Below are 17,724 nucleotides of genomic sequence, written 5' to 3'. Positions count from 1 at the left end.
ACTTAATTCGATCTGTATTTATTCAATTTTATTTAAAGCGGGATACTTCCAGCAGCCAGCCCTTCCTTGGTTCCACTGCAATGGGTTTTCCAGCAGGAAAGACAGTCTTCTTTTGAAAGCCCTCGATTTCCTTGGCTTCGATCTTAAATCCTTGAACTTGCTTAGAACCTGCCGTATGCCTGAAAGCAGGCGTCACATATTGCACAGAATCACTAAAATTTCCGACAGCCAGCAGGAGCTTATCCTTATGCTCATACACCGTGATCTTTACCTTATCATTATTGCTGCTAACCGGTATATCGTTATCCCAGTACCCATACATCTTTGCACTGGAAATATCAAAGTCTTTCCAGTACTTCCATACAGGGGCAGGAGATTCCGATCCCCAGGAATGCCGAACAGACATCCCGAAAACCATACCCAGCCATTTATTTCCTCCACCTTCCAACATTTCGCCCATCAGTCCGAACGGAATTCCAGAAACCTGCACCAGCCATTGTTCCGGCGTCATTTTGTTATACTTAAAGAACTCGCCAAACCAAAGTCTGTCTATATATGGGAAGAATGCAGTATATTGATTAGCCGGCCCTACTGAATAATTATTATTGGAATGCAGATCAAGCAGGGCATTTGGATTATGACGGATCAAAACCCTTCGCAACCGTGCGATCACTTCCCGGTCGTAAGCCACATCATCCAGGTACAGGCCATCTATTTTGTAGGTTTCAAGCATCCATCTCAGGCCTTCGATATAATAATTGATCCACCTGGAAAAGCCATTTGTTACAATAGACGCGTCTGCGGTCTGATCAGGAAAAGGCGCATACCATGCTGCTTTATACCCGGTATTTAAATGCTCCCATAACCAGGGTGATCCCTGCCCGGACCCTGCAGGGAAAATTTCATTTCCCAAGCTTTTTAAAGCGTAAATCTCAGGAGCGTAGTTAGTCAGTTCCCTTATGGTATAATACAGTTTAACCCTTCTCCCCTCCTGGTGCTGTTTGTCGATGTAGGCAACTAGGTTATCCCTCTCAATGAAGGGATAATTGATATAAGGGTTTAGGGTAGTGTTATGATGAATGTTAATGACGTTGGCACCGTCCGCGACTGCAGTCCTTTCTACGGTTAGTGGGTTACCCTGGTAATAACGTTCCGAAAAATGCTTTCGAGTATCAAGGTCTTTTACGGGGGTGATCAGCAGTTTAAATCCGAATTCCAATGACCGGCCAGGCATAAGGACATGCTCGCCGGTAGATGCAGCAAACAGGATATTTCCCCTGCTCTCTTCGCCTATAGAAACTTTTCCCCGTCCATTATTAGCCCAGGCCAAAGGAGGTTCAGGTTTATAATCATTCAGCAGCGGACCATGATAGCTTCCTTTCTGAAATTCTAGATGCAGGCCTGCATGTGTATTGCCAGCCCAAAAGCTATCGTAGGGGCCTTTCCAGTTCCAGGTATATGGGAGAGCCGGAAGCTTCCCTCCTTCCTGTCCTATGCCCATGAGTAAGGGAACATCCTTTTCCTGGAAACGTAGTGCAAGCTGGATATCCGAAAGGCTGATCTGCTTTGCTGCATCCAGGTTGAAAGAATAAGCCACCGACCCTTCAGTGGTCATCGTTGCTTTAACAAGCACCCTTAAATCGTTTGCAGTCCAAACAGTAGTCCAGCTGATCTTTCCCGCTGTTTCAGTAAAACCGATCTTTCCCGCTTGCAACTTTATGAAATTTTCCTTTGTCTTAACAGTAAGACTTAAAGGCGCCGAAAGCAAGGCAGTCGAATGGTTAAGGATCTGCGCCGGTAGGCCGAATTCGTTAAGCATTAACTGCTTTCCACTTGCTAAAAGCTTGTTTCCTTCCCTTTTCAAGGGCAGATAAGGGGCAACCGGCTCTTCCTTTAACCCAAGGGTTGAGTTTAACCATCTCAACCTTGAATGGCGCCAAAGTTCACCGTCTCCCCTGTCTGTTATAAACTGATCAATAACGTTCAACCGCACTCTGATCTTTTGTTCCTCAGCATGCTCTGTCTTTACTATCGCCCATCCTTCATAAATTCCCGGCGCGGCATTTGCTGGAACAGACACACCAATCCATAAGGCCTGCACTTTACCTTCCGGCACATCAATTTTAAAACTGAGCGGATCTCCATCCCAGCCGGTGCCTTCCTGGTTGAAGCAGGTTATGCTGTCTCGTGCAATTGTTATCTGAGTGCCTTGCAGAGCCAGGTCAGAAAAACTTATCCTGACCTTTTTCAATCCCTTTTTATGAGCAAATACCCCTACCTGGAACGTATAATATTCGTTCTTCAAAGCCTGTCCGCTAAACGACAAGTCAGACTTTCGATTTTTGATCCAGTGAAACGGAAGGCGGTCAGCCAGGCGGATGGGAAATGCTCGATCCTCGGGAAAAAGCATAAAATCTCCTGAAGCTGCAGCTCTGAGTTTATCTTCTTCAACCCTCGTAGCAATTAAGCCCATAGACGTGAAGAGATCTTCCTGCTTGCGGGCTTCAAATCTTAAAACCTTTGCTTCCGGGAGTGTCAGAAACTGAACCTTCGCGGACTTAAGCCATGCTTCATCTGCATGATACTCTGGGCTCAAATAGTCATTCCAGGGAGCACCGTAACGGGCATCATCCGAGTTTTTCCGGAAAATATAAGGGAGGTAATAAATTTCATAGTTTCCGGGTACTGTGGTGGGTTGAAAGGCCAGCGCTCCTTCTTCTGAAGAAATATTTTCGATGTAAATGTTCTTTACTTCCTGACGGGTTGTGGCATCCACGACGATGATCCGCTTTATTTCAGGGTTAGGATCAGGTCTTCGCCAAGGTAGCTTTACGCGTACTGCATTATGCCGGGTTTTTGATATGGATATTAATGCCCTGTGATTACCGCGGTTGTTTACATCCCAGCTTGTGTTTGCAAGTGTATGGGATATTCCGTCCGCAATGACAGGTTCATACTGGCTGTTGCCATTGAGTATCGAGGATAGTTTGTTTTCGAGGGTGTCCGATAAGCTTGAGGTCGTCATGCCGAATTCATTTCGACACCTTTTGAATAGTGTATGATGCACTTTCTCAGGCAAGAGATCCTGAAACAAGTTCAGGATGACGAAAAAATCGACGTTTGAGCATACCCTATAGTTCATTTCTGAATCCGTAGAGCCCTTCGGAACTCTAGCGGACAGGGAGCCTCTATTCAACTGCGCGAGAGCAGGCTGTTGAAAACCCCAGATAAGAAGCAACAGTAACAATGTTTTGGGCATAAAAATTCTGTACCGGCAGAAAATCACTCCGGTTATTTTCGAAATCATAACTAAACCAATGAATTACCTCTTCCCGGCCTCGGCGGAAAGAGGTAAAGAACACGAAGCTTACTGAGCCACCGTAACCGTCCAGACCTTCCGGACCTGCCGGTTACCGGCAACAACCGTATACTCCACGGGCTTACTAAAGTCGTTATACACTCCCAGAGCCGGCTGCACGATAGCCCCTTCGGAAATAGTAGCTGTGGGAAATAAGCGATTTAATGAAACCCCTGACACCGGCGTGATAGTAACGGTCCTTTTTATGGTGTCTATACTTACATTAGCCGCAGCATTTACGCCTGTTTCCGACACCAGCCGGAATGTTTGAAAATTTGCAAGAGGGCTTTTTGTAGCTGGATAGATCTCCTCATCCTTTGAACAGCTGTAAGCCAGTACAGCACATAAAATCAGCAAAAGTATATTCTTCATTTTGTATGCTTTTAAAATTACCAGTTAGGACTTGGGGTTAAATTCGGGTTATTTCGTATTTCATTCGTTGGTATCGCCCAATTGTAATAGCGGGGATAAACAAGGTATTTGGTTTCCATAGGCCTGGAGACTTGCCCAAAAGGCTCTCTTCTAAATCCGTAAAAAACGGCTCCATAAGGCATGGTTTCTTCCAGATCTCTCCAGCGTTTATAATCGTAATACAACACTTGCTCGGCGATCAGTTCGATCTTCCGCTCATGTTTGATGATCTCAAGCAATACATTCTTATCTGCTGTATTGACCTGGGGCATTCCAGCCCTTTGTCTTACATCGTTAACATAAGGCAGAGCGTCTGCTGTCCGGTTGATCTCATTTAAGGCTTCTGCATAAAGCAGCAACACGTCGGCATAACGGATCAGGGGGTAATTGTTACCACCGTTCCAGGGCTCATAAACTGGAGTGAATAAGGAGGGCTCCACCATCTTTTTAAAAAAGTAAGCGTCATTATCCTGGTCCACCCAAAATGTTCTATCAGCTTCTGCCCAGAATTCTCCACTCTTAGTGATCGCCCCCCCGGATCCTTTTATGTTAGGGTTAAAGAAGGTTTGGTTTAAACGCGGATCGCGGTTACCGAACTCATTTTGTGGATTATAGTCGGGGCATTTGCCTGCCAGCGGACTTGGAAGCGCTTTTGTATCCCGGTATTTGTTCATTTCGGCAAAGCTGATACCATGAGCCTGCCATCCATGCTTGCATTCAAACATATCGATATAGTTCTGGTGTGCCTGGATACCTTTCCATCCATTTCCTGCAAATACCGTACTGATGTTATTGCGCTGGCCTGCTATCGTCCCTACAAACTGCAGCGATAACAGGATCTCTTTATTTTCGCTGCCTTCGTTCTCCTCCCTGAAAAGCATTCCGAAATCCCGGTTAGGATCCATGTATTTCTGGAAAAGATCAAACTTTCCGGAGTTAACTACTTCCTCCAGGGCATCCGCCGCCACCTGGTAATATTCCGGCCGGTTATAAAAACCCGCAACATACATTGCTGCCCTGGCTTTTAACACATACGCGGCATATTTGGTTAGGCGGCCATGTTTAGCATCGGAAGGCTCGGCTGGCAGCTCGATGACCGCCTGGTCCAGTTCAGACATGATGAAATTGATGATGTCGTTTGCCGGGCTCTCTTTAGGTAATTCGTTCACTGCAAGCGGTTTAGTGATCAAAGGAGCATCACTAAAGATCTGCAGCAAGCGGGTATATAAAAAGGCGCGTATCGCCCTGGCCTGCCCCTTATAGTTATTCAGCTCAGTATCAGGGATCTGTCCGCGAAATTTATCGATATTCTCAAATAAAATATTCGCGTTTCGTATGTAGATATACTTATTATTCCACATCCTGTCCCTGGTCCACCAGTTGTCTGTAGTAAGCGAGCCATTGGTCGCGGGAAAAAAGCCCACTTCCCATGAATTCCGGAGAAAAAGGAGATCGGTCAAGATGTCCATATAGGGTGCGGGAGAATCTCCGCCTTCAAGTTCGAAGAAAGCATCATACATCCCGTTCACGGCATAAGCAGCATCACCAGGCGACTTATAGAAAGAGCTTTCAGAAAGTTCCGACAAGGGCGGAGTGTCCAGGAAATCCTTACACGATACCGAAGTAAGAATTAAGGTTACTAAGAATATATAAAGTGCACTAATCTTTTTCATAACGTATCAAATTAAAATCTCAAGTTAAGTCCTAAAGAAACCACCCTAAAGTTCGGATACCACCAATCGATCATATCACGCTCCGGATCAAATCCATCTACATAGTTCGGTGCATACGTAAACAAGTTGGAGGCTGCTACATAAGCACGTAAACTTTGAATTTTCAAGGAACTGACCGCTTTGGCTGGTAGGTTGTATCCCAACTGCACGTTCTTCAAACGCACATATTCACCCGATTTTATCCACCAGCTGGAGTTTTCGCGGTTATGACCATAATTCATCAGCGACCTTGGATAGGCAGCTCCCGCATTTTGGTTTGCGGGCGTCCAGCGATCCAGGTGGATCTCCAGGGGTGAATTATAATTCATGATATAATTCTTCACATAATCCGTCATGATCCTCTCGGTATTGAAAGCACCCTGAACAAACACTGCCAGATCGAAAGCTTTATATTGCATGCCTAAATTGATCCCGTACTGGGTTTTGACATACCTGTTCCCAATCTTAACCTGGTCCATGTAATCAATCTTTCCGTCTCCGTTCTGATCCTTATACATCAGGTCACCTAAGCCTATTTGAGGAGGTACACCTTCAAGATTTCGATAATTGATCAGCTGTTCTGGCGAATTGATAATACCTGTTGCCTGATAGCCATGATAATCACCCAAATCGCCGTTAGGCCGGTATTCCCCAAAAGGAGTAGCTTTATCCTTGAGATCAACCACCCAGCTTCTCCATCCAGAAATGGTAAAGGAAGCGTTATACCGCAGATCTTCATTTATCCGGTTATTATGCGAAAGCACGAGATCGAAACCATGACTGGCCACTTTGCCTGCATTAGTTGTCATCTGAGCAGTTGGTAAACCTATTATTGTAGAAACCGGAACAGTGAGCAAGATATCGTCGGTATGTTTTTCCCAGATATCTGCTTCAAAACCCAGTAATCCGTTCCTGATACTTCCATCAAGACCCAGGTTATAAGTAGTAGTTGTTTCCCAGGTTAAGTCGGGGTTGGCTGGATTACCATATCGTACTCCCACCACCTGAGTATCGTCGAACGTGTAATGAGGCCCCACTGATAATCTTGGATACGGCTCATAAAGACCAAGCTTCTCCGCATTACCCAACTGACCGACAGAAAAGCGAAGTTTGAGCAGGTCAAGCCATTTCACGTTCTGCATAAAACTCTCCTTCTGTATGTTCCAACCCGCGGAAACAGAAGGGAAAAAATCCCAGCGATTGCCCTTAGAAAGCCTGGAAGATCCATCGTAACGTCCGGTAAACTCGAACAGATAGCGTTCTTTGAAGTTATAGCTTAAACGACCGAAGCCCGACATAAATGCCCAGTGTGCCGAACTCCCCCAGTTGATCTGTGTGGCGGCATCGCCAGCGTTTAATTCAAATAATTCATCATTAATGAAGTCCTGTCTTTCGCCCCGTATCCAACTCTGTTTAAAAGACTCCTGAGAATACCCACCCAGCAGGTTGAGATAGTGATTACCGAACTTCTTTTCATAGGTGGCTGTCGCCTGAATGTCGTATTTGTTGGATTTTCCCCATCTCTGTTTAAGGCCGTTACGGCCAAGCTCTACAGTACGTTCAAAAAAATCGTAGGTCTCAAACTGCTGCTGGTAGGAACTCGAATCGCCAGTACCGGCCTGGTAAACACCCATTAATTTAAGGGTAAGGTCTTTGATGGGCTTGTACTCGAGGCTTCCGTTCACAGAATAATTTGATGCCCGGTTATCGACAGGCCCATAGTTTTCAATTACCTGCACCTGGTTACCTACTCTCCATAGATAGTTTCCATTGGCAAACATCGTTCCCGCATAGTATCCGTTTGGATAGCGAATAGCTGCAGCGGGAGAGTTGCGGAGAACATTACTGAATATAGCCATTGTGCCGGCTGCATCCCGTTTAGTATGCTGATAGGAAGTTAATACCTGGAGCTGCAGTTTTTCGCTCAGCTTGCTGGTAACATTGGCCCGAAGATTTACCCGGTTGTAATGGTCGATATGTTTCACTGAACCTTTCTGGTACATATATTCTCCCGAAAGGAAATAACGTCCAATCTTACTGTTCCCGCTGGCGCTCAGGTAATTGTTCACGATGGGAACATGTTTCTGGGTAACCGCCTCGAGCCAGTTGGTATTCGGATGCATAACAGGATCAGTCCCAGCCTGAAAAGATCTGAGATCGTTCTCTGAATAGACCGGTGCTTTACCCTCATTGGTAAGCGCCTCGTTTATCATGGTAGCATATTCATAAGAGCTTACTGTACCCGGGAAACGGGTAGGCGACTGAATACCGGTGTACGTATTAAATTCAATCACTGCTTTATCCATTTGGCCGCCCTTTTTAGTGGTGACCAGCAAAACGCCATTAGCAGCGCGCGCACCATAAATTGCGGCAGCAGCAGCATCTTTTAACACCGAGATACTTTCAATATCGCCGGGCGCCAGATTGGAGAGGCCGGTACTCGGACTTCCGTCGATCAGTACCAGGGGACCGGCGGGACTGGTATTATCACCTGGAATTGTCGCTACACCCCTTACAAGCACTTCGGGTGCTGAACCCGGCTCACCGTTGGTTTCATGCACAGTTAAACCCGGTACCCTGCCCGCAAGCGACTGAAGCACATCAGGCCTTGGAGTATTCCGGATATCTTCCATCTTCACCGTGGAGACAGCAGCCGTCAGGCTCGATTTCCTTTGCGTACCGTAGCCTACCACTACCACTTCGCTCAAGGCTTTCAATTCTTCCTCGAGGGTTACATTCAATGTCAATCCCTGAGAGAGAGGCACTTCTTTCGTGATAAAGCCAATATAGGTAAAAACCAGTATGGCATTATCAGCGGGAGCAGATAGCGTAAAGTTACCATCGGATGCCGTGCTGACGGATTGATTTGTACCTTTTACCTTAACGCTTACCCCAGGCAGAGGCAGGCCTTTAGCGTCCGTTACTGTTCCCTTTACGATGACGGGCGGCGGCAGCTCTGATCTTAGGGTTCCCGCAGCTTTGACCCGCGGCTGAACAATAATCGTTTTCTCTTTGATGGTATAGCTTAAAGCCTGGCCTTCAAAGCATTTATCCAAAACTTCTTTTATAGTAGCATTACGAAACCTCACACTAACAGGTCTGGCATTCGACACTACTTCATCTCCATAAAGGATCTTATAGCCCGACTGGCTTTGTATCTTCCGGAGCACCTTCACCAATGAGGCATTTTCTTCCGAAAGGCTGATCCGCTGCCCGTATCCGGCTACACTGATCTGTAAAAATGCTGTTATCAGTACAATGAACGTGAGATTGATTCGCATTATAACTTGTCTTTTTCTTTCCTTGCAGAGCCTGAAACAACTAAGAAGTTGTGTTACAGGAAACAAACAGGACTTACAGCCTCTTTCTGCTGAGTAAAGAGCATAAAATTTCATACATTTGAATGTTTGGGTTTATTCCTAAGGATTTTATTCAATTTTTGGTATAGCTGAACCCGGACGAAACTTCCCGATGGCGGTCGGGGATTTATAACCGGAAGTGTAACACGCTTCCGGTTTATTTCATTTTCCGGTCTCTCTCTGGCATCTGCTTAAGAAGGAGCAACGGGAGTACATTTTACTTCATTACAAGGATCCTCCTTCCGTCTACCTTAAAATGTACTAATCCGGTTAATTCAAGCATATTAAGAACTTCAGTTACATTCTCATACCTTGAAATGCTTCCCGTAAACTTCCTGGAAGCTATATTGTCGATATATTGAACATCAGTGTCATACCATCGCGAAACGCTGCGCATAATACTTCCAAGATCCTGGCTGTTAAACATAAAGTTCCCATTCACCCAGGCCACTGCCTCTTCTGTATCAACCGCAGAAACACTTAATGTTTCGTTGCTTGCTAAAAGCGATTGTTCACCAGGTCTGATATCTACGCTTCCCCCGGATGATTTCACCCTGACAGCTCCCTCTAGTAAGGTCGTTTTGGTAACGCCCTCTTCCGAATATCCGTTGATATTAAAATGGGTGCCCAATACTTGAACTGTTTGATTGTTGCAGGAGACGATAAATGGACGTGCCTTATCTTTGGCCACTTCGAAATATGCCTCGCCTGTCAGCTCAACCTTTCGTTGTTTACTTGCACTAAAGCTGGTAGGATATTTCAGCGAAGAAACCGCATTTAATAACACGCTGGATCCATCGGGAAGAATTACCTTGTATTGTCCGCCGCGAGGTGTCGAGATGGTATTATAGGCAATTGGTCCGGAAGGATCAGTATTATTGCTATTATTATCTTTTATCTGGTAAACGATCTGTCCGCCGGCTGTTTTAACAATACTGATATTTTCAAGCTTAGCCAGTTCTCCGTTTGCGGCATCGTCCAGGGAGATCTGGCGTCCATCGGCCAGGGTAAGCATAGCTCTGTTTCCTCCCGGCTTGATCTCTTGTTTCTTCACTGCAATCACCTCCTGCTGTTTTTCTTTCTTAAGCAGGAAGAATGCTCCAAAACTCAGGATCAGCAGAACCGAAGCCGCAGCGGCATACCTTAAGAGACTTCGATAATTACTGCTGTGATTACTTCTATCCTGCTCTGCCCAATACCCCACCGGCTCAAGCTCCTTTGTTATTTCATCCCATGCTTCGTCACGGCGGGTCGACTGAAAAAAAGCAAGTTCCTCCTGCAAACCAGGCTCCTTCATCAGCTTATCAAAAAATTCTTTATTCTCCTGGTCCTCTTCCAGCCAGCTGAAGAGTTCCTGCTCTTCCGCTTTACTGAGCTCATTCCTCATAAATTTGAGAATCAGCTCAGCCTTTTGAAAACCTTGTTCATTAAATTCCATACTATAATAATCCGCAGAGGGTCTTAATGGGTGAAAGAAAAAAATAATTTTTTTAAAACATTTCATTCGTAAGATCGTCATGCCGAATCCTGAATCAAGTTCAGGATTCGGCATCTCTTGACGACCATGTATGGAGCACTCGCTTAATGAATTAGTACTTTCCGGGAAATCCTTGCAACCGGAGTGGTAATTGTAGCTACGTTAACACCCGTATTCACTGTCAACGGAAATCTAATGATCTGTTGACCGGACACCAGGTTCAGCGGACTGTTAATCAATATTCTTCCGCTAATATCGGTTAGCACAAATTGGGAAGTGGTATTTCGTTCTGAATAAACATATAGTTCAATAGCATTTCCCTGCACAGCATAAACACTGAAATCAGTATTCTTCAACTTTATGTTCACACTTTCAAGCCCCACTTCTTCAGATGTACCATCCAGGTCAACCTGTACTAATTTATAATAACTTATTCCTGCCAATGGGTTTCTGTCTGTCCATTTGTAAGACTTAGGGGCATTGGAATTCAGACTTCCAGTAATTGTAGCTACTTTGGTAAACGCTGATCCTTCAACAGAACGGTAAATATCAAAATGAGAATTATTTTGTTCGGAAGCAGTTACCCAGTCCAGTTTAACCGTCTGTCCGGCTTCCGATGCTTTAAACCAAATAAGTTCTACAGGAAGCGTCGCGCCTGTTAACTGCACCTGCACATATTTTGCAGCCGGGTTCCAGTATTCCGGCATGGAAGAACCATTCGGGGTACCATCGCCTGGAATAATAAACTGAAAGCTTACCGTATTACTTGTAGCTCCAAGAAATGACTTTTCAATAGAAAACTCGAAAGCTTTTTTCCCGGTTAAACTAATCACATTCGACATCTGCAAGCACTCACTAAAGTAACCCACTACCCCTCCTGAAAAGTCCCATCCCTGGTTGAGTCCGGAATGACGTAAAACTGCGCCCCCTCCCATAGTATTCCCTTCGAAATACAGATCAGCACCGGTAGTTCCGTCAGGAAAGTTCCCTGACTTCCAACCTGTCTGAGCATTATTATCTGTGTTAAAGTACAGATCAAATTTTGGAAGTGTCAATGCTGTCGTACCTTCAAAGTAAAAATAAAGATTTGTCGCATCACCGTAGGTTTTACAGGCAGTAAGATTTCCTGCAGTATTATTGTCGACGGTATTGGTATGAGCATAAGGAATACTCTCCCATTCAGAGAAATTTCCATCTACGCTAAAAGTCTGTGATTTAGCAGACAGGCCTATCATCAGTGAAAGCCCCAATAAATAAGTAAAGTTTCTTTTCATGTTGTACGTTTTGTTAGTAAGCCCTAAGAGTTTTGAAAGCATTTTGGTATAGTAATCCCGACAGAAGAATAAAGGGTGACAGGAAATAAAAATTTTATGAGTATTTGCATCGACAAACGCATCAAAAATCCAGACTCAGCCTGAATCCTCCTTGTGTAAGTTTTATCCTCTCAGACGAGACAGTACCGAACGGAACTTTAATAAAGGGTCCTATGTTAAGATGATCGCTGCCGAATGCTTTTTTGGTTCCTAACGAAAAGTTATAAAAACCAATGTGGTCCATGATCTTTTCCCGACTTTTTTCAGTTGATTCCCGGGACACTACCCTGATAATTTCCCTGGGCACCCCGCCGCTCACAACGGTAATCGTTTGTGTGGTTTGTGTGAGGTAATTGTATTCAAGCCGGTTGCTGATCACAGACATACCAGAAATACTTGCTGAGGCGTAAAACCCACCTTTCGTCTGATATTGCAGGCCTACGGGTATCTCAAGACCGGACACGGAAAACTGCACATTCTGCAGTGTTTTGTCACCCGGCGCATTAGTGTCGCCGGATCCTTTTGCATTCATAGATGAATATAGTAAGCCACCACTTAAGGATAACTTATCGCTGATTTTATACGCGACTTCCAGGCCTGTACCTAGATTTAGTTTCTCACTGCCCAAAGAAGGTGATAGTACCAAAGAATACACCAGGTTTTTCCGCTCTTTTTTGCGAGCCGGTTCAGGATCTGGTTGACTGGCTAAGCTATCAATGAAGCTATCATAAGGCAGAATATCAACTTTTTTTGCGTCCTTGCTTCTGACAATAGCGTTTCCAGCCAGCGGCAGAGTAACATTAGCAGAATCAGGATCATCTTCCCTCAAATCCCGAACTAAGAGCTTACTGTCATCATTTTTAGCACTGTCGTAGCCTGATACTTTGGCCCTAAACCGTTCTTTCAGTTCTTTGGTAATGAGTTTATTCTCCCGATTCTCCCCAGCTTTCTCTGGTTTCAATTTTTCAAGTTGCAAACTTTCTAAAGCAATTTTCGCAGAGTCATGAACTGATTTATTATGGTATTCGCCACCGCTGATGCTATCATTTTCGAAAAAGATTTTCTTCGCGATACTATCAGGCGGCACATCCATCATGAAAGTTTCAAGTGAAACATAAGCAATTAACAATACCGCAGCAGCACCCGCCAGTCGCCATATCAATAACGCCCGTTTCCTGTTCTTCTTCTCACGCGAAAACTCCTCCCATGCTCCGGTAGGATACTCCTCCTCATAAGAATGAAGGACATGCTCTATTTTTTTGAGAAATTCTTGCTCCCTGTTCATCGTAGATCTGCCTGATAAAATGCAACTAGTTTCTTTTTCGCCCTTTTAAGATATACCCGGCTGGTATTGGGGGGGATACTTAACTTGACAGCTATTTCTTCATGCGAAAATCCCTCAATAACATGCATATTGAAGATCAATTGCTGAATGCGCGGTAATACATCAAGCAGTGTCATCACGTCTTTAAAGGAAAGGTTATTCTCCGGCTCCACAGCGATCTCTGTTTGGCTTTCAGAAGACATGTCATCTATATACAGCATAGTTCTGTTGAGCCTGATCTTGTCAATAGCAGTGTTCGCCGTGATCCTCCCGACCCAGCCCTTAAATGCCCTGGGGAATTCTTCGTCAGGGCCACTAAAAGAAAAGCTGCCCATTTTTCGAAAGATCTTTAAGAATGAGTCGTTGACCAGTTCTTTCATCATATTTCTTTCTTTTATATACCTGAAGGCCACTCCAGACACATAACCATAAAAAGTTTTGTATAAAAGTTCTTCGGATCTGAAGTTTTTTCTTTTGCACCCTTCAATAATATCTTTCAGGTCAGGTTCATGTATTTGCACATTCCGTAGTTAAGAGAGCCATTGGAGCTTATCGCGCACCTTTAAAAACCTTTAAACCCGAGCCTCTGCCTTACGACAGAAACTCAGGTGGCAAAATTGAATTATAAAATAATTAATATTCTGTTAGTAATTACTGGAAGGATTATAACTTTTTTCTTTCTTGGATGAGGCATTGATCACTGAAAATACCGTTGCCTTGTCTGAGGCGAAATCACCTACATATTCATTAAGATCAATTTTGATTTCTTTGCTAAGTTTTTGCTGATCTTCACTGCACTTGTCAGCGTTCATTTTAAGGACAAGATCGACCTTGTAAGGATAAGTCATCATCACTCTGCCGTCCCATATAACATCAAAAGAGGGAGCAGAGCAAGCAGCAGAATAAATAACCTTCACAACAAGGATATTACCTTCCCTGGAGATTTTCTCAATATCAAAGGCCTTCCCTCTATCTTCCCCCGCCGAAAGTTTAACTTCGTTAAATAGCTTTTTCTCAGTGAGCATAACAAAACCGTCTCCTGTTTTTGGATCTTTGGTAATGTATTGCCCGCCCTCTGACCCGTTTTCCCCGGCAGACTTCTGACAAGCTGTGAAACAAAGCAGTAGTGAAGCAACTGCCATCATCATAGTACGTTTCATAATTTGATACTTTTAGAATAGTTATTAATGATTAGTAATTTCGTATGATCTTAGCGCCCGGTGCTACTTCTCCACTACCCTCTTTCAAGCCACTTGCCCAGATGGTATAGATATGTCCAGCTTCAAGGGTCACCGGATTAAGGCTTACAACGTCCTGGTTATCAGAATGATTCCTGATCACAAAATTATACTTCTTGTCACCTTCCAGGCTGATAAAATCACCGTTCTCCTTGTACATTTTGTTGGAAATGAGGGTAGATCCTTCGCTCAGGCCGAGATCAAATGCCGGAGCATCAGGGATCATATTGAGAAATCTCAGATGCACTTTACCTTCTTCCGGATTAGTCAGGCCATCTTCCAGCAAGATAAATTCGGCTTCATCCCATTTGCCGGCCAGAAAGAGTGAGTACATTTTCCCATCTTCCATGCTGATTTTGCCGGAAACCTTTTCCTCGCTGTCCTCATAGGCATAAACGCTCCGGTTTCCGGAGTATGCGTTCAGGTAATCAATATGGTCGCCGAAAGAAAAAAAATCATCATTTACACGGTTCTGGTCTACGAATAAGTTGACAGACGGAGCATCAGGGGAAGCATTGATAAAAGAAAGACCTGATACATTCGGAGCAGGTGTATCTTTATCCTTTAAACAGCTTGTAATACTTAAAGCCAGGGGTAAGGTAATTATAGCTATCGCAAATAATTTTACATGTTTCATCGTTTACAGTTTTAATAAAAATGGCTAGCTAACCTGTTTATCGATGAAACGAGATGCCGGATAATTCCGTGACAACCGCTTCAAATCTTTTTCGCAATTGTACCTAAAAGCAAAAAGGGAGTCAACTTGACCCCCTCCTGACTAAATATTTTATTTCTTCTTAGCCGATAGTTTCAACTGCAGGTCAACATCCGGCAGAATATACATACCTTCATTCGGGTCGGATGCATACGTCATTCCCCAGTGCAGCCTGTTGATCCGGATCAGTGCTTCGGCATCCAGATTATCATTTTTAACAGTAATTTTAGCAGGGAAAGATATCTCTTTTGTTGTTCCAAGTAATTGCAGATCACCGGTAACAGTGTAATTAGCGCCGGCAATAATTCCCTCCTTTTCAGCTTCGGTAAACGGTGTCACTAGTTTTATATTGAACGTTACATTTGGATGCAAAGCAACATTGAAAAAATCGGCGCTTAGAAGATGGTGCTCCAACTGTTCCTTTAAATCTCCTTCCAGGTTTATCACGTTAACCGATGATATTGGAATTGAAAAAGCTCCTCCGGTTACCTTACCATTTTCAGTTTTGATTTCATCATTATTAAGAGAGAACGTTCCGTGATTGTTACCCTCGCGTAAGTATCCCCACCATTCTACATGAGAATCTGCTGCGCTGATTTCATAATTTACAAGAGTTTTTTTGTCATCATCATTCTCACATGAGGCGAAAAACAGGATAGCGATTAAAGAAAAGATAATAGATTTTTGCATGATCATAATTATAGAGTTCTGAATATGCAGGCAAAGGTGCAACTGGAAACTAACGTTTAAAACCATAAGCTGTCTGAACTGAAAATCCTGATACCTTAGCTGAAAGATGGGGCGTTTGAACGGTACCCCACTATTTCATCTCTCCCGGATAACTGTTATTTAGTTGGTTTTATGACTTTTTACGGTTCAGGCATTAATATTCACAATTCAATCCTTACACAGGAACCTTCAATTAAAAGAGTAGTATCTTTACAGTCACGACGCTATTAAAATGGGAGTCTTATCGAAAAAATATTTTGTTTTTAACAGACAGGATACATGGGTACTTATGGTGGTAGTTTTGCCTTACCTGGTTATCGTAAACTACTTCCTGATCGGGTCGATGTATTTCAGCTTTCCGCTTTTTATCTGGGCAACACTAGTCAGTTCTGTTATCGGCACCTGTTCGTGGGCATCCCACATTATCGCGGCAAACGTTTTAAAGCACACTATTACAAATTACTCACAGACCGGTAAACGACTTTTAATTCAGGTCCCTGTTTATATACTATTGACACTAATATTGGGATTGAGCCTCTTCAGTGCATTTTACGGACTGGACTTTATAACAGCCCCATTCTCATGGTTATCCTTTAAGCCAGTCTTTATTTCCGGCATCATGTTAAATGTGGTTGCCACCAGTTTTCACGAAGGACTTTTCGCTTTTGAAAAATGGAAAGCCTCTACCCTTGAAGCGGAGCAGCTAAAAAGAAATTATATACAAAGTCAATTTGAAGGTCTGAAAAGCCAGGTTAATCCTCACTTCTTATTCAACAGCCTAAACAGCCTCTCCGCACTGATCTACAGTGACCAGGAAAAAGCCGGTAGTTTCCTTGATGAGATGAGTAAAGTGTACCGGTACCTTTTAAGGTCAAACGAAAACGAACTGATTCCTCTCAGTTCAGAGATCCATTTTGTACACTCCTTTTTTCATATGCTTAAAACAAGATATGACGAAGGAATAGAACTTAAACTCAATATACAAGAGCAACATATGCAGTATCTCATACCGCCACTTACTTTGCAGATGCTGATCGAAAATGCCATAAAGCATAATGTGATTTCCCGCGAGCGTCCATTGAAAATCGAAGTAATGACAGACGTAAATGATATGCTGATAGTATGCAACAATATACAAAAAAAGTCAACAAAGGTATTATCCAACGGCATAGGCCTGCAGAATATACTAACCAAATACCAGTTGCTCAATAATTCAGCTGTCAGTATCTATAACGACGATGTATCTTTCGTTGTGAAACTGCCACTTTTTAAAAATGTTTAGTTCAATGAATATACTGATTATAGAAGATGAGAAACTCGCAGTAGATAAGCTTGTGCAAGTACTGGCTAAAGTAAGACCTTCAGCCCGGGTTATTGGTGTTGCCGACAGCATAACAGCATCTGCTGACTGGCTGAATAAACACGGTGATGAACCAGACATTATCCTGATGGACATAGAACTCGCCGACGGACAAAGTTTCGCAATTTTCGACCGGGTCAGGATTAAATGCCCTGTTATTTTCGTTACCTCTTATGACGAATATGCATTAAAAGCCTTTAAAGTAAATAGTATCGACTACCTGCTTAAACCTATCCAGCAGGATGAACTAACACAGGCCTTTACTAAGTTTGACGAAATGCAGTCTTCTTTCAGATCGTCTGAAAAGCAGTCTGTGAATATACAGGAACTGGTAAGGCAACTGCAAAAACATACAGGAGACTTAAGGGAGTATCGCCAGCGCTTCCTGGTAAAACATCTTCAAAAACTGATCTCCATAGAAGTTTCTTCTATCTCCAGCTTCTTTTATGAAGACCGGGTAACTTTCTGCCGCACTTTCGACGGCAAAAACTATATCCTGGATTATTCTCTGGATGAGATTGAAGATGCCATGGACCCGGTAATGTTCTTCCGTATTAACCGAGGACTGATTGTATCTATTAAAAGCGTAGACCAGATCCAGGCTTATTTTGGTAACCGTCTCGCAGTAAAACTGGTAGCCGATTATGAAAGGGAGGCTATAGTTAGCAGGGAGAAAGTAAATGATTTTAAGAAGTGGATGGGAAAATAGTAACATAACCCGGCAATAG

At 43.6% G+C, this 17,724-nt stretch carries 13 protein-coding genes; 2 read left to right on the top strand and 11 right to left on the bottom strand.

Annotation, left to right across the window (positions count from 1 at the left end):
• Positions 1-28: 28 nt before the first annotated feature.
• From J3P37_RS02315 to J3P37_RS02265, 11 genes are all read right to left on the bottom strand, one after another.
• The gene (locus J3P37_RS02315; protein ID WP_256009381.1) at positions 29-3,142 is read right to left on the bottom strand and encodes a glycoside hydrolase domain-containing protein; all 3,114 of its coding nucleotides are present in this window, start codon (positions 3,140-3,142) and stop codon (positions 29-31) included.
• Between the two features lie 225 nt (positions 3,143-3,367).
• Positions 3,368-3,730, bottom strand: a complete 363-nt coding sequence (locus tag J3P37_RS02310; protein WP_256009380.1) for an SGBP N-terminal domain-containing protein — start codon at positions 3,728-3,730, stop codon at positions 3,368-3,370.
• A 17-nt stretch (positions 3,731-3,747) separates the two neighbouring features.
• Positions 3,748-5,442 (bottom strand): RagB/SusD family nutrient uptake outer membrane protein, encoded by a 1,695-nt coding sequence (locus J3P37_RS02305; protein ID WP_256009379.1) that lies wholly within the window; start codon positions 5,440-5,442, stop codon positions 3,748-3,750.
• 11 nt (positions 5,443-5,453) lie between these two features.
• A complete protein-coding gene (locus tag J3P37_RS02300) occupies positions 5,454-8,762 on the bottom strand; it encodes a TonB-dependent receptor (protein WP_256009378.1) in 3,309 nt (1,102 codons plus the stop codon).
• A 295-nt stretch (positions 8,763-9,057) separates the two neighbouring features.
• Complete coding sequence (locus J3P37_RS02295) at positions 9,058-10,278, bottom strand: FecR family protein (RefSeq protein WP_256009377.1); 1,221 nt, start codon at positions 10,276-10,278, stop codon at positions 9,058-9,060.
• Positions 10,279-10,421: 143 nt separating this feature from the next.
• Entirely contained in the window at positions 10,422-11,591 is a 1,170-nt protein-coding gene (locus J3P37_RS02290; RefSeq protein ID WP_256009376.1) for a hypothetical protein, read from the bottom strand.
• 121 nt (positions 11,592-11,712) lie between these two features.
• Positions 11,713-12,915, bottom strand: coding sequence for a hypothetical protein (locus J3P37_RS02285; protein WP_256009375.1), 1,203 nt, complete (start codon positions 12,913-12,915; stop codon positions 11,713-11,715).
• On the bottom strand, positions 12,912-13,475 hold the full coding sequence (locus J3P37_RS02280; protein ID WP_256009374.1) for an RNA polymerase sigma factor: 564 nt from the start codon (positions 13,473-13,475) through the stop codon (positions 12,912-12,914). Before J3P37_RS02280 ends, J3P37_RS02285 begins: the two co-directional genes overlap by 4 nt.
• Positions 13,476-13,598: 123 nt before the next feature.
• Entirely contained in the window at positions 13,599-14,114 is a 516-nt protein-coding gene (locus J3P37_RS02275; RefSeq protein WP_256009373.1) for a hypothetical protein, read from the bottom strand.
• Between the two features lie 31 nt (positions 14,115-14,145).
• Positions 14,146-14,829, bottom strand: coding sequence for a DUF4397 domain-containing protein (locus tag J3P37_RS02270; protein WP_256009372.1), 684 nt, complete (start codon positions 14,827-14,829; stop codon positions 14,146-14,148).
• Positions 14,830-14,979: 150 nt separating this feature from the next.
• Positions 14,980-15,597, bottom strand: a complete 618-nt coding sequence (locus J3P37_RS02265) for a YceI family protein (protein WP_256009371.1) — start codon at positions 15,595-15,597, stop codon at positions 14,980-14,982.
• A gap of 271 nt (positions 15,598-15,868) precedes the next feature.
• On the opposite strand from J3P37_RS02265, the gene J3P37_RS02260 reads away from it, so the two are divergent.
• Complete coding sequence (locus J3P37_RS02260; protein WP_256009369.1) at positions 15,869-16,918, top strand: sensor histidine kinase; 1,050 nt, start codon at positions 15,869-15,871, stop codon at positions 16,916-16,918.
• 4 nt (positions 16,919-16,922) lie between these two features.
• Entirely contained in the window at positions 16,923-17,705 is a 783-nt protein-coding gene (locus J3P37_RS02255) for a LytR/AlgR family response regulator transcription factor (RefSeq protein ID WP_256009368.1), read from the top strand.
• Positions 17,706-17,724: the final 19 nt, after the last annotated feature.

This window comes from Desertivirga xinjiangensis (assembly GCF_024436435.1).
In the GTDB taxonomy this organism is placed as follows: domain Bacteria; phylum Bacteroidota; class Bacteroidia; order Sphingobacteriales; family Sphingobacteriaceae; genus Desertivirga; species Desertivirga xinjiangensis.
This window is presented reverse-complemented; position numbering and strand designations above follow the sequence as displayed.